This window comes from Clostridium pabulibutyricum (assembly GCF_058242705.1).
The window spans coordinates 51,593-65,237 of sequence record NZ_JBZAYZ010000008.1 but is presented as its reverse complement, the minus strand read 5'-3'; the positions used below and the strand labels follow the sequence as shown (position 1 = coordinate 65,237).

The window sequence follows — 13,645 nt, the reverse complement described above, 5'->3', positions numbered from 1 at the left end:
AAATGCAGTATATTAAATTTGATAATAGCAGAAAATTTGATGTAATACCCTTGGGAAGGGCAACAATAGATTTGAATCCTGTCGATGTAAACAGGACCTTGGGAGAAAGTATGACCTTTAAAAAATATTTGGGAGGTTCACCTGCAAATGTGGCTGTGGGACTTGCCAGACTTGGAAAAAAGGTTGGCTTTATAGGGAAAATATCAGATGACAGGTTTGGAGATTTTATTATTGATTATTTCAATAAAGAGGGTATAGACACTTCACAAATTTATAGAGCAAATAATGGCGAGTCCCTCGGACTTACTTTTACGGAAATACTCAGCCCGACAGAAAGCAGTATATTGATGTATAGAAACAGCATTGCCGATCTAAGCCTTAATGCAGATGAAATAAGCGAGGAGTATATAAAGAATGCAAAAGCTATTTTAATATCCGGTACGGCACTTTCGCAGAGTCCATCCAGAGAAGCTGCATTAAAATCAGTGGAATATGCAAAAAAACACGGTACCGTTGTAATCTTTGATATAGATTACAGGAAGTACAATTGGAAAAATGCAGACGAGATTGCCATTTATTACTCAATAGTGGGTAAAAGCAGTGATATTGTAATAGGCTCAAGGGAAGAATTTAATTTGATGGAGGGGCTTGTTGCAGAAAACAGCAGTGATGTAGAGACATCTAAAAGGTGGATCAAATTTGGTAATAAAATAGTTGTCATAAAGCATGGAAAAGAAGGTTCAACTGCTTATACAGAAGATGGACAACAATATAGTATAAGACCTTTTCCAGTCAAGCTTATGAAGTCATTTGGAGGGGGAGACGCATATGGTTCGGCATTTATATATGGACTTCTTGAAGGATGGGATATAATGGATGCGCTCGAATTTGGAAGTGCCTCGGCTGCAATGCTTGTTGCAAGTCATAGTTGTTCAGATGCAATGCCTAAAGTTGAAGAAATAAAGGAATTTATAAAAGCTGAAAAAGCTGAATATGGTGAAATGGTTGCAAGATGTTAAACAGGGGGGAGTTCGAACATGAGTCTAAGTGAGTTTGGAAATTTAGGTACTTTAAAATTTGGCTCAAATAAAATATGCGGTATAAATGGACCATATAAAGAAATGCTTATGAACATTTCTGTAAATAAGATTGAAAGTGGTTCAGTAAAATCCTATGAGGAAAGTAATAAAGAATTGGCTATTCTTCTGCTTGATGGAAAGATTCAGATAAGTTGGCATGGTAATAAGAATGTAATTGAGAGACACTCGGTATTTGATGAAGAGCCATGGTGTCTTCATGTCCCACATGATACGAAGGTTGAGATAAGGGCTATCGAGCAAAGTGAAATAATTTTGCAGGCTACTGAAAATAGAGATGATTTTACAGCAAAATTGTATTCACCTGAAGATTGTCAGAGTGATGTATTTGGAAATGGAGTATGGGATGGTACAGCAAGAAGAATTGTAAGAACTGTATTTGATTACAACAATGCACCTTATTCAAATATGGTAATGGGTGAAGTAATTACATTCCCTGGAAAGTGGTCAAGCTATCCGCCTCATTTTCATCCGCAGCCGGAAGTATATTATTATAAATTCAACAAACCACAGGGCTTTGGACTTTGTCTTACGGGAGATGACGCACATAAGATTACACAGAACAGTTATATTGCAATTCATGGAGGAGATGTTCATCCACAGACGGCTGCACCTGGTTATGCAATGTATTATTGCTGGATGATAAGACACCTTGAAGGAAACCCGTGGAAAGATAGAATTGATGTTGATGAGCACAAGTGGCTATGGCAAAAAGATGTGAAGATATGGCCAAAATAATATTCAAATTTTGCGACATTTTGAAAAAGTGTCGCAAAAGAATTAAAAATTGTAGGGGTGATTTATAATGCTTGATAATAGTAAAGTTAAAATAGGAATTTGTCCTATAGGATGGACAAATGATGATATGCCTGATTTAGGAAAAGAGAATACTTTTGAACAGGCTGTAAGTGAAATGGCGCTTGCCGGATTTGAAGGCACGGAGATAGGAAATAAATATCCCAAGGATGTAAATGTTTTAAAAAAAGCACTTGAGATGAGAAATCTAGCAATAGCAAGTGCATGGTTTAGTTCGTTTTTAACAACGAGGCCTTATGAGGAAACAGAGACAAAATTCATAGAACACCGCGATTTTTTACATGATCTCGGGGCAAAGGTTATAGTTGTTTCAGAACAGGGTCATAGTATACAGGGAAAGATTGACGTACCTATATTTGAAGGTAAATACCATATGAACGAAAAAGAATGGAAAAGGCTTGCAGATGGGTTGAATAAACTTGGAAAGCTTGCAAAGGATAGAGATATAAAAATAGTGTATCATCATCATATGGGCACTGTTGTACAGACAACTGATGAGATAGACAAACTTATGCAAATTACTGATGAAAATCTTGTCTACCTTCTGCTGGATACGGGACATCTTGTATATTCGGGGGAAGATCCAGTACTAATAGCAAAGAAGTATGTAAAAAGAATAAAGCATATACATCTAAAGGATGTAAGACCTGAGGTAGTAAAAAGGGTAAAGCAGGAAAAACTTAGTTTCTTAAATGGTGTCAGGCTTGGAGCATTTACAGTACCCGGCGATGGATGTATAGATTTTGTTCCGATATTTAATGTAATTGCTGAAAACGATTATAAAGGCTGGATGCTTATAGAAGCTGAACAGGATCCTGCATCTGCAAATCCACTCGAATATGCTCTAAGGGGAAGAAAATATATCAGAGACAAGATTGGATTTTAAATATATGAATATAAATATGGGGGAATTAAAATGGAAGAGGGGAATACCAGGGAAAGAAAGTTATTGAGAAAAATATCAATACTGGCTACTTTTGGATCACTGTTATTTGGATATGATAGTGGGGTTATAAATGGTGCTTTGAGTTTCATATCAAGAAAAGATCAACTTAATTTGACACCTTTAACGGAAGGTTTTGTAACAAGTTCTCTGCTTCTCGGCGCAGCAATTGGTGCCGTGATTATGGGAAAGTTTTCTGATAAATATGGAAGAAGAAAAATTTTAAAAATGCTTGCCGCGATTTTTTTCTTTTCAACTATAGGATGTGCGTTATCTCCAAATTCAGCTACAATTATTGTATGCAGGTTTATAGTCGGGCTTGGTGTTGGTGGTGTATCCGTTGTAGTGCCGACGCTTCTTGCAGAAATGGCACCTACGCAAATAAGAGGAAGTATAGTTTCACAGGACCAATTCATGATAGTTACAGGGCAACTTTTGGCATATATATTCAATGGAATACTTGGAAATATTTCTTCAAATCCTGGAGTATGGCGTTATATGATAGCTCTGTCGTCAATTCCTGCAGTTGTTTTATGGTTTGGAATGCTTGTAGTACCGGAAACTCCAAGATGGCTTGCGGCAAATGGAAAAGTTTCAGAGGCTCTTGATATATTGAAGCAAGTTCGCAGTGAGCAAGCTGCCGAACTTGAAATCAAAGAAATTAGAAAGAATATTGAAGAAGATAGTAACATTCAGTGTGCTACATTCAAAGATCTGGGGACGCCGTGGATACGTCGTATAGTAATCATTGGATGTGTAATAGCACTTATACAGCAGTTCGCAGGAGTAAATGTCATGATGTATTATGGGACAACCATTTTAGAAAAAGCAGGATTTGGGACTAAAACAGCATTAATCGCCAATATAGGAAATGGAATAATGTCAGTTATTTCATCATGGTTCTATATGCATGTTATGGCCAATAAGTGCAATAGAAGAAGTGTAATACTGTTTGGATATTGTGGCACTACTTTGATTTGGATTATAATAGCTTCAGTTTCACATATTTTTGCAGGTACTCAGATGCTTCCATATATGATAATTATATTGACCATGATGTTTCTTGCTATAGACCAGGCTACTATAGGACCTCTTACATGGCTTCTTTTATCAGAAATTTTCCCTTTGAGGGTAAGAGGAATTGGATTTGGAGTTGCAACTTTCTTTAACTGGATAGGAAATTTTTCAGTGGGACTTACATTTCCAATATTGATTTCTTTGTTTGGACTTTCGAAAACGTTTGTAATATTTATAGTACTAGGGCTTGTATGTATATTATGTGTAGCTAAAATGGTACCTGAGACAAGAGGAAAATCGCTAGAAGAAATGGAAGCTTATTTTAGAAATTATGATAATGACAAGGTAACAATTCAATAAGCTTTAATGAGCATGACATATAATTTAATTTTTTATATGATTAATTTGATAAAATCTGATTGTATTGAAATAATGTAAGATGTGGAAGTACATTAAAATGAAAAAATATAGATAGATTTATGTAAAATAAATCTATCCTACTCTAATATAACTGGAAATTATGATTTCCAGTTATATTTTTTATATTCAAAATACAACTTAATAAATTAGAATCAGTAATGGTCCTTTCTGTTAAGGGAGTTAAGTTGGTTGTTGATAAATATGAGTCCAACTTATCTATAGAGTAGCTAGACAAAATTGCTTTTCCCATTGCTGATGAATACAAAGGCATTGTTCCTCCGATTCTTGAAACTAATTTTATGCTATTAGGACTTTCAAGCTTATTTAGCAAAATAACTTCTTTATCATCAAGAATGCCTAAGTTAACAGTCTCTTTGGTTTTGTCTTTTAGATTGCTTAAGTAAGGTTTTGCTAGAGTATTTCACAAATAAAAAAAATAGTAAAAATTGCTGAAAATGTAGATGTCATTGTTGGAATTGAACCGGGAATAAATCATTCTATTTATGATAATAAAGTTACTAAACGTTTGTTAGATGAAGTAAATTCACCCATGAATCTTGTAAGACACAAGAAAGATGATGAACTTCGAATTCTAAAAGAAGCAATTCAGATCTTTGGAGATCAAATTTATGCTTTCCATATAAAAGATTATAACTTTATAAATGGGGAAAAGAGAGTGGTTCCTGTAGGTGAGGGGATTGCTCCATTTAATCAAATTGTTTTAGAAATTGAAAAATTACAGAATAAACCGTATATGATATTAGATGAAACTCCAGAGGAATATTTTGATCGGTCAATACAAAGGGTTTCTAGTATTTTTAACTGTTTAAATTGATTTAAGCATATGGGTAATTTTAATATGAATAATATCTCACATATGCAGATACTGTTTGTTGACAAACAATATCTGCATATAATATAATAATATTCATTAACTAGATAAGAGGTAATGAATATGGAGTTAAACGAATGTATAAATTTTTTATTAACTAAAGCACAGCATAATGTATTTCAATGTTTGAAGTCGAGCCTTTCGAAATTTGATGTTACGCCTGTCCAATACGGTATCTTGAAATGTCTGTGGGATGAAGACGGCAGAACACCAAAACAGATAGCAGATATACTTGGACTGGATGGTTCCACCATTACAGGAATACTTGACAGAATGGAGAACAAAGGATTTGTAAAAAGGACAGAAAATCCGGAAGATAGAAGAACACTTAAGCTTGTTATAACGGAAAAAGGTTTGAATCTTCAGAAACCCGTAGAAAATGTAGTAGATGAAGTTAACCATGATATACTCAAAATATTTACAGAAGATGAACAAAATCAATTTAAGGATTTTTTGAGGGGAGTTATTAAAGGCTAAATTTTAATAAGTTTATATTGAAATGTCAGTATGTTTTATAATATACTGACATTTTTTAAATTCAAATTACTTGTTGACAAATAATTTGTATACAATATAAAATAAAGAATGAAATAGCTTGAACAAAATTTATGGATGTAAAGCTTTAAAAAAGAATGGAGGTATGTGAAAATGACTGGAATTGCTATTAGCTGGTGGGGAGCTGTTCTCGGGTTGATTATTGCTATAGTGCTCATACTTAAAAAAGTAAATGCAGTATATGCACTGTTTGCAGGGTCGATTATAGGAGGGGTAATTGGTGGCGCAGGACTGAATCAGACTGTTAATATTATAATAACCGGAACCAACAGTGTTATGCCTGCTGTAGTCAGGGTTCTAACTGCTGGGATACTTGCAGGAGTACTCATTGAATCTGGTGCCGCAGAAAGAATTGCTGAAACAATAGTTGATAAGCTTGGGGAAAAAAGGGCGCTTCTTGCAATTGCGCTTGCCACTATGATAATAACTGCAGTCGGTGTTTTTGTTACTGTTGCAATTATTATAGTTGCACCTATTGCACTGTCTGTGGCAAAGCGAGCTGGAATTTCAAAAACAGCTGTTCTTCTCGCCATGGTTGGAGGAGGAAAGGCTGGAAATGTGATGTCGCCAAATCCAAATGCAATAGCAGTAGCGAAAGGATTTAACTTAGAGCTTACCCAAGTTATGATTGCCGGATTTATTCCTGCAATTGTAGGACTTGTAGTAACTTGTATTGTCGCTGGATTATTGGGCAAAAAGGGCGAGAAAATAGAAGAGTCAGATTTGGTTGTAAAAGCATCATCGGATGCCGGGCAAGAAAAGCCGAGTTTTCTAAAATCCATGACGGCTCCTATATGTGCAATCATACTTCTTGGCATAAATCCCGTCGGAAATATATTGAATATAGAAATTCTGAAGAAGATAAGTATAGATTCAATGATAATTCTTCCAGCAGCGGGTCTTGTAGGGCTGATTGCCATGGGAAAGGCAAAAAATGTTCTAGATTATACTGCTTCAGGATTGAAGATGATGTCAGGTACGGCAATTTTGCTTATAGGAGCAGGATCTATTGCTGGAATTATTTCCAGTTCAAATTTGAGTTCAGTTATTGTAAACGTTATAAAAGCTTCTGGAATTTCAGGAACGCTTCTTGCACCTATTTCAGGAATACTTATGGCAGCTGCAACAGGTTCAACTTCAACAGGAGCTATACTCGCATCTGGTTCTTTTGGAAAAGCCATTCTGGCTATGGGAGTATCGCCGATAAGTGCTGCTGTAATGGTTCATACTGGAGCCGTTGTAATAGATCATCTTCCTCATGGAAACTTTTTCCTGGTGTCTGCCCAGTCTGTTAACATGAATATAAAAAACAGAATGAAGCTTATACCTTATGAATCCATAGTCGGTGGAAGTATATGTCTGTGTGCAACTGTAATATATGGATTTCTTATGTAATATTAATAAATAAAGGTAAAGTATTTTATCAGATTAAAAAAAATTAAAACACTTGTTGACAAATGATTTGTATACAAGTAAAATTAGATTAAACGTTAACATAAATAAAATTTACTAAAAAAATAAAAAATACCAATTTTGGTATAGATGGGGGTAGTTTTATGGAAAATGTTATTTTGAAAAAAGAAAATGGTATAGCTTATGTAACAATCAACAGGCCAAAGGCACTTAATGCTCTAAATAGTGCAACTTTGAACGAACTGGATTCGGTTTTTGATGAAATATCAGGGGATAATGATATTAAAGCTGTAATATTAACAGGCTCAGGAGAAAAATCTTTTGTTGCAGGGGCGGACATAGCTGAAATGAGTACCATGAATTCTATAGAAGCAGTAACTTTTTCAAGAAAGGCACAGCAAGTTTTTTCCAAAATAGAAGATCTGCCAAAATTGGTTATAGCAGCTGTCAATGGTTTTGCTCTTGGCGGCGGATGCGAAATTGCGATGTCTTGTGATGTAAGATTCGCTTCTAAAAAAGCAAAATTTGGACAACCAGAAGTAAACCTTGGAATATTGCCAAGCTTTGGAGGCACACAAAGGCTGCCAAGACTTGTAGGAAAGGGAATTGCAAAGGAATTGATATTTTCCACAGATATGATAAATGCCGAGGAGGCATATAGAATAGGTCTGGTTAACAAGGTTTATGAGCCTGATGAACTGATACAGAGGTCGGAAGAGTTTGCAAAGAAAGTAATGAGCAAATCTCCTTGGGGAGTAAAGTTAGCTAAAGCATCAATAAACAACGGACTTGATGTTGATCTTGAAGCAGGTCTTAAATATGAGGCAAATTCCTTTGGATTATGTTTCTCGACTGAAGACCAAAAAGAGGGAATGAAAGCATTCTTGGAAAAGAGAAAGGCAAATTTTAAAGATTGTTAAGCATCCCTGTCATGAAGAAATTTTTATATATTTAACAGAAATTCTAAAAGGAGTGATCTAATCATGGGGTTAAAATTTTTGGAACCTTCCGATGCAGCTGAGCTGGTTAAAGATGGAGACTTGATCGTTACAGGCGGTTTTGTAGGAAGTGTATGTCCTGAGGCACTTACTATAGCTCTTGAAAATCGTTTTAAAAAGACAGGTCATCCAAGAGATCTTACTTTAGTATATTCAGCAGCTCAGGGAGATGGAAAAGGAAAAGGGGCAGATCATTTTGCACATGAAGGGTTTGTAAAGAGAGTTGTAGGCGGACACTGGAATTTATCTCCGAAGCTTGGGAAAATGGCAGTTGAAAACAAAATGGAAGCATACAATCTTCCTCAGGGTACCATATCGGAACTTTACAGGGATATTGCAGGAAATAGGATCGGAAATATAACCCATGTTGGATTAAATACTTTTGTAGATCCAAGAATACAGGGCGGAAAATTAAATGATGTTACAAAGGAAGATATAGTAAAAGTCATAAATATAGAAGGTCAGGAAAAGTTACTATATAAGTCATTTCCTATAGATGTATGTTTTCTGAGAGGTTCTTACGCCGATGAAAATGGAAATATATCCATGGAAAGAGAAGTTGCAACCATAGATACACTTTCAATGGCGCAGGCATGCCGAAATACCGGGGGAATTGTAGTAGTACAGGTGGAAAAGGTAGTAGCTTCGGGAATGCTTGACCCGAGACTCGTTAAGATACCTGGAATATATGTTGATGCTGTTGTAACAGCGGAGCCTGAGCACCATGAACAGTTTTTCGGATGCAGTAAGTTTGATCCGTCACTTACGGGAGAGATAAAAATTCCGCTTGGAAGTATAGAGAATCCGCCGCTTAATGCAAGAAAAATAATAGCTAGAAGAGCGGCAATGGAACTCAAGCCTGATACTGTGGTGAATCTTGGAATTGGTATACCTGAGGTAATATCACTTGTAGCAAATGAAGAAGGAATAGGAAGTTATATGACAATGACCGTTGAGGCGGGCCCTGTTGGTGGAGTGCCTCAGGGAGGAAATGCCTTTGGAGCGTGCGTAAATCCAGATTCGATTTTGGATGAACCGTATCAGTTTGATTTTTATGATGGAGGGGGAACTGACCTTGCTTTCCTTGGACTTGCTCAAGCTGACAAGGAAGGAAACATAAATGTAAGTAAATTTGGTTCGCGAATAGCTGGATGCGGAGGATTCATAAATATAACCCAGAATGCAAAGAAAGTGTTCTTCTGTGGAACATTTACTGCAGGTGGATTGAAAATTGAGACCGGAGATGGAAAACTTGAAATAATCAAGGAAGGTAAAGTATCGAAATTTTTGAATGAAGTTGAGCAAATTACTTTTAGTGGTAAATATGCAAGGAAAATTAAGCAGCCTGTTTTGTATATAACTGAGAGAGCGGTGTTTGAATTGAAGGAAGATGGTCTTTACCTTACAGAGATTGCTCCAGGAGTGGATGCTGAAAAGGACGTTATTTCACTTATGGAATTCAGACCTAAGGTTGATAATATAAAGACCATGGATAAAAGAATTTTTATGGATGATCTTATGGGACTCAAGAAGTAGAATACTATAAATTTTGGAGGTAATGCGATATGAATTTTGAATTGTCAAAAGAACAAAAGCTTGTTCAACAAATGGTAAAAGAATTTGCAGAAAAGGAATTAAAGCCAATAGCTATAGATAATGACGAGAAAAGTGAATTCCCGATAGACAAGTATAAGAAGATGGGTGAGATGGGACTTATAGGATTGCCTTATCCAAAAGAATACGGTGGAGCAGGTGCAGACTACCTCTCTTATGTACTTGCTGTTGAAGAAGTTTCAAAGGTACATGCATCTGTTGGTATATCATATTCAGTAACTACATCTTTGTGTGCAGGAGGAATAATCAACAATGCATCAGAGCAGCAGAAGAAGAAATATCTTCCGGATATACTTTCTGGAAAGAAATTTGGATCATTTGGAATGACGGAGCCAAATGCAGGCTCAGATGCATCGGCAGCAACGACTACTGCAGAGAAGAAAGGCGATTATTATATTCTAAACGGTACTAAATGCTTCATTACAAACGGACCTCTTTCAGAAACTTTTCTTGTGTTTGGTATAACTGATAAAAGCAAAGGACCTAAAGGATTGTCTGCGTTTATAGTTGAGAAAGGATATCCTGGATTTTCTATAGGTAAGATAGAAGATAAATGCGGAATAAAAGCTGCACAGGTATCGGAACTTGTATTTGAAAATTGCAAGGTTCCGGCAGAAAATCTTGTATCGGAAGAAGGAAAAGGACTTAAAATAGCATTAAGTACATTGGATGGAGGAAGAATAGGTGTCGCAGCACAGGGACTTGGAATAGCAGAAGGAGCTTTTGATCGTGCAAAACAGTACATGAAAGAAAGAATACAGTTCAACAGGCCTTTGTTCAAGCAACAGTATCTTGCATTCAAGATGGCTGAACTTGCACTTGAGATAGAAGAGGCAAAGTATATGGTATACAAAGCTGCCATAGACAAACAGGAAGGCAGGGACTATGGCTTGTCTGCTGCTAAAGCCAAGATCGCATGCACAGATGCAGCAATGCATGTTACGACTGAAGCTGTACAGATGCTTGGCGGAAACGGCTATATGAAAGAATTTGAAGTTGAAAGAATGCTGAGAGATGCAAAAATAACCCAGATATATGAAGGAACAAACGAGATACAGAAACTCATAATAAGTGGAAAGTTATTTAGATAGAGGTATAAAATATACCGCAGACGATAATGTCTGCGGTATATTTTTGTTCATCGGATGATATAATTAGTAGAGCTGATTAAATTTTCAATTCTTTACTGTCTAGTTAGTTTATAATATAAAATGAGAAATGGGGAAGCCTTTATGAGAAAAGATTTTAATGAGGTTAAAATGACTAGAAAAGAGAGTGTGTATTTCAAGCTTAGGGAGTTAAGCAGGGATTTGGAGCTTCGGGGTACTTGTGACAGTTCGGGCAGAGTGGGATTTGATACACAGTTCATAGCTGAGAGAATTGGCATAAACAGAAATAATACAAGTAAGGAATTAAATGTTCTTGTAAAAGAGAAAAAAATTGTCAAGATACTTGGAAAACCAGTTATGTATATTGACAAGGAAAGTCTTGAAAGTATGTTCAATGTCAAGGTGGAAAATTATATTATACGGGATATCCATGATGTAACTGATAAGTTAAGAAGTGATGCAAACATTGAGAATAAAAGTAATGAAGCTGATAAAATGGGAATATTTAGTCAAATAATAGGGTATAATGGAAGCCTTAAAACCCAAGTAAGGCAGGCCAAAGCTGCTATATTGTATCCTCCAAAGGGACTTCATACACTTCTCACGGGTTCTACAGGTGTTGGAAAGACTACATTTGCTGAAATCATGTATCGATATGCGGTGGAAAAAGGAAGACTTGGAGCCAAATCTCCGTATATTATTTTCAATTGTGCAGATTATGCAGATAATCCACAACTTCTGATGTCTCATCTATTTGGACATACTAAAAATGCATTTACAGGAGCTGAAAATGACAAGGCCGGACTTATAGACAAGGCGAATGGCGGTATATTATTTTTGGATGAAGTTCACAGACTTCCTGCAGAAGGTCAGGAAATGCTTTTTTCCATAATGGACAGGGGTACATACAATAGACTGGGAGAATCTGAAAATATGAGAAAAGCAGATGTTCTTATAATTTCAGCTACTACGGAAGATCCCAAGTCAGTCATGCTTGACACTTTTCTTAGAAGAATACAGATGGTGATAAGGTTACCTGACATTGAAGAAAGAACCTTAAAAGAGAGAATGAAGTTTATATGCAGTTTTTTTAGTGAAGAGTCGTCAAAAATAAAAGTTAAAGTGAGTGTGTCAAAAGATGTTTTGAAGGCACTGCTTTTGTATAAGTGTCCGGGCAACATAGGACAGCTTAGAAATGACATAAAACTTATATGTGCGAATGCATTTTTAGATTACATTACTGAAGATCAGGATTATGTCAAAGTTGAGATTTCTCAATTGTCCGATAGATTTAAGTATGGATTGTTTGAAGTGAATGACAAACGTCATGAATTAATTAAAAATTTTGATTTTGATGGGTTTGAAAATATATTTTTTAATGGACATATGGATGATAGGGATGATGTTAAAAACAGCAATATATTTGTATATGAAGATGATAAGATTAAAGTCGATTTATATGAAACTATGCTTCAGGATGCACAAAAATTATATGAAAACGGTTTGACAAATAAGCAGATCAAGCAGAGTATAAATAGGAGGATAAAGGAATACTTCAATAATAGCTGTTTTCACGAAAATACTGAAAAAATAAAACTGAAAAAAGAAGTACTTTCCAAAATAATAACACCTGAAATAATTGATATGGTTCAAGATTCTTTTAATATAAATGAATATGGAACAAACAAGCCTGATTCAAAAATAATATACAGTATTTCACTTCATATAGAAACTTTGTTGGAAAGAATAAAACTTAAACAAATTGCAATATATCCGAAAATAGAAAAGGCTTATAAAGACCACAAGAAAGAATACATAGTTTCTGAAACAATAAAGCAAAAGGTTGAAGAGAAGTTTCAAGTCAGTATACCGGAGGATGAAGTGGCATTTATGACCATGTTTATATACTGGGCAAATAAAAGCAACACCAAAGGAGACATACAGGTACTTGTAATTGCTCATGGATACAGTACGGCAACAAATATGGTTCAGGTTACAAAAACTCTTCTTGGTTATGACTGTATTTATGCACTTGATATGCCATTGGAGGAAAGGGTAAATGTAGTTTTGGAAAAAGCCATTGACCTTGTAAAAAAAATAAACAAGGGAAAAGGTGTGCTCATTCTTGTTGATATGGGTTCTTTGACTACATTTTCAGATATAATTACGAGTAGGACAGGAATACCTACAAGATATGTAAAAATGGTCAGTACACCCATGGTAATTGAGGCTGCAAGAAAGGCTGTGGAACCAAATATGGATTTGGATATACTGGTGGACAGTGTAAAGAGTATAAGTCCGCTGATAGCTGAAAGGGTAAAGGTAAGTACCCAGCCTAAAATAAACAATTTAAAGCTTGAGTATCAGGATAAAACGATTGACATGCTTAAGGATATGCTTACCTTTCTTGATGTAAATAAAATATCTGAAGTGCTCAATAAAATTATAATGAGCATTGAGAAAGAGTGCAAGCAGCAAATGTCTTCTATATTGTGTATAAAATTTTTATTTCATTGTTCTTGTATGGTTGAGAGAGTTATAAGAAATGATCCATTGCCGTATAAAAATGTTCATATTATAAAAAATGAAAACAAAGCTTTGTTTTATATAGTTAAGGATAAGTTTATGATTGTAGAGGAAACTTTTGGTGTAAAGATTCCGGATTCTGAATTTGCATATATTGTCGAAATGCTGAAAACAGATTTTGAGTTTTAAAAAGACTATGATACCTGGATTTATGTTTTATGAATTCAGGTACTTTTTTAATACAC

11 protein-coding genes and 1 pseudogene are annotated in these 13,645 nt (G+C 35.4%); 11 read left to right on the top strand and 1 reads right to left on the bottom strand.

The window, feature by feature from the left end; translation table 11 throughout:
- Positions 1 to 2: 2 nt before the first annotated feature.
- The 4 genes from iolC (at position 3) to AC4CVH_RS09940 (ending at position 4,233) form a co-directional block, all read left to right on the top strand.
- A complete protein-coding gene (gene iolC, locus AC4CVH_RS09955; protein WP_490787611.1) occupies positions 3 to 1,019 on the top strand; it encodes a 5-dehydro-2-deoxygluconokinase in 1,017 nt (338 codons plus the stop codon).
- A gap of 18 nt (positions 1,020 to 1,037) precedes the next feature.
- Positions 1,038 to 1,835: a 5-deoxy-glucuronate isomerase gene (locus AC4CVH_RS09950; RefSeq protein WP_490787610.1), complete on the top strand. Its 798-nt coding sequence runs from the start codon at positions 1,038 to 1,040 to the stop codon at positions 1,833 to 1,835.
- 67 nt (positions 1,836 to 1,902) lie between these two features.
- Positions 1,903 to 2,799 carry a myo-inosose-2 dehydratase gene (iolE, locus tag AC4CVH_RS09945; protein ID WP_490787609.1) on the top strand — a complete coding sequence of 299 codons (897 nt, stop codon included), beginning with the start codon at positions 1,903 to 1,905 and terminating at the stop codon, positions 2,797 to 2,799.
- A 30-nt stretch (positions 2,800 to 2,829) separates the two neighbouring features.
- Entirely contained in the window at positions 2,830 to 4,233 is a 1,404-nt protein-coding gene (locus tag AC4CVH_RS09940; RefSeq protein ID WP_490787608.1) for a sugar porter family MFS transporter, read from the top strand.
- A gap of 142 nt (positions 4,234 to 4,375) precedes the next feature.
- On the opposite strand, the pseudogene AC4CVH_RS09935 reads toward AC4CVH_RS09940, so the two are convergent.
- A pseudogene (locus AC4CVH_RS09935) lies at positions 4,376 to 4,696 on the bottom strand (IclR family transcriptional regulator domain-containing protein); the annotation flags it as partial.
- 15 nt (positions 4,697 to 4,711) lie between these two features.
- Between AC4CVH_RS09935 and AC4CVH_RS09930 the strand changes: the two are divergent.
- From AC4CVH_RS09930 to AC4CVH_RS09900, 7 genes are all read left to right on the top strand, one after another.
- The gene (locus tag AC4CVH_RS09930; RefSeq protein ID WP_490787691.1) at positions 4,712 to 5,128 is read left to right on the top strand and encodes a sugar phosphate isomerase/epimerase family protein; all 417 of its coding nucleotides are present in this window, start codon (positions 4,712 to 4,714) and stop codon (positions 5,126 to 5,128) included.
- Between the two features lie 120 nt (positions 5,129 to 5,248).
- Positions 5,249 to 5,662, top strand: a complete 414-nt coding sequence (locus AC4CVH_RS09925; RefSeq protein WP_490787607.1) for a MarR family winged helix-turn-helix transcriptional regulator — start codon at positions 5,249 to 5,251, stop codon at positions 5,660 to 5,662.
- Positions 5,663 to 5,833: 171 nt separating this feature from the next.
- Positions 5,834 to 7,135 carry a GntP family permease gene (locus tag AC4CVH_RS09920; RefSeq protein WP_490787606.1) on the top strand — a complete coding sequence of 434 codons (1,302 nt, stop codon included), beginning with the start codon at positions 5,834 to 5,836 and terminating at the stop codon, positions 7,133 to 7,135.
- 161 nt (positions 7,136 to 7,296) lie between these two features.
- A complete protein-coding gene (locus AC4CVH_RS09915) occupies positions 7,297 to 8,073 on the top strand; it encodes a short-chain-enoyl-CoA hydratase (protein WP_490787605.1) in 777 nt (258 codons plus the stop codon).
- A 63-nt stretch (positions 8,074 to 8,136) separates the two neighbouring features.
- On the top strand, positions 8,137 to 9,687 hold the full coding sequence (locus AC4CVH_RS09910; protein WP_490787604.1) for an acyl CoA:acetate/3-ketoacid CoA transferase: 1,551 nt from the start codon (positions 8,137 to 8,139) through the stop codon (positions 9,685 to 9,687).
- 29 nt (positions 9,688 to 9,716) lie between these two features.
- Complete coding sequence (locus AC4CVH_RS09905) at positions 9,717 to 10,856, top strand: acyl-CoA dehydrogenase family protein (protein WP_490787603.1); 1,140 nt, start codon at positions 9,717 to 9,719, stop codon at positions 10,854 to 10,856.
- A 141-nt stretch (positions 10,857 to 10,997) separates the two neighbouring features.
- Positions 10,998 to 13,589 carry a sigma-54-dependent transcriptional regulator gene (locus tag AC4CVH_RS09900; protein ID WP_490787602.1) on the top strand — a complete coding sequence of 864 codons (2,592 nt, stop codon included), beginning with the start codon at positions 10,998 to 11,000 and terminating at the stop codon, positions 13,587 to 13,589.
- Positions 13,590 to 13,645 lie beyond the last annotated feature (56 nt).

Excerpts from the sequence above, each read along its gene's own strand:
- iolC (WP_490787611.1), top strand. The coding sequence starts at position 3 with ATGCAGTATATTAAATTTGATAATAGCAGAAAATTTGATGTAATACCC.
- AC4CVH_RS09950 (WP_490787610.1), top strand. The coding sequence starts at position 1,038 with ATGAGTCTAAGTGAGTTTGGAAATTTAGGTACTTTAAAATTTGGCTCA.
- iolE (WP_490787609.1), top strand. The coding sequence starts at position 1,903 with ATGCTTGATAATAGTAAAGTTAAAATAGGAATTTGTCCTATAGGATGG.
- AC4CVH_RS09940 (WP_490787608.1), top strand. The coding sequence starts at position 2,830 with ATGGAAGAGGGGAATACCAGGGAAAGAAAGTTATTGAGAAAAATATCA.
- AC4CVH_RS09925 (WP_490787607.1), top strand. The coding sequence starts at position 5,249 with ATGGAGTTAAACGAATGTATAAATTTTTTATTAACTAAAGCACAGCAT.
- AC4CVH_RS09920 (WP_490787606.1), top strand. The coding sequence starts at position 5,834 with ATGACTGGAATTGCTATTAGCTGGTGGGGAGCTGTTCTCGGGTTGATT.
- AC4CVH_RS09915 (WP_490787605.1), top strand. The coding sequence starts at position 7,297 with ATGGAAAATGTTATTTTGAAAAAAGAAAATGGTATAGCTTATGTAACA.
- AC4CVH_RS09910 (WP_490787604.1), top strand. The coding sequence starts at position 8,137 with ATGGGGTTAAAATTTTTGGAACCTTCCGATGCAGCTGAGCTGGTTAAA.
- AC4CVH_RS09905 (WP_490787603.1), top strand. The coding sequence starts at position 9,717 with ATGAATTTTGAATTGTCAAAAGAACAAAAGCTTGTTCAACAAATGGTA.
- AC4CVH_RS09900 (WP_490787602.1), top strand. The coding sequence starts at position 10,998 with ATGAGAAAAGATTTTAATGAGGTTAAAATGACTAGAAAAGAGAGTGTG.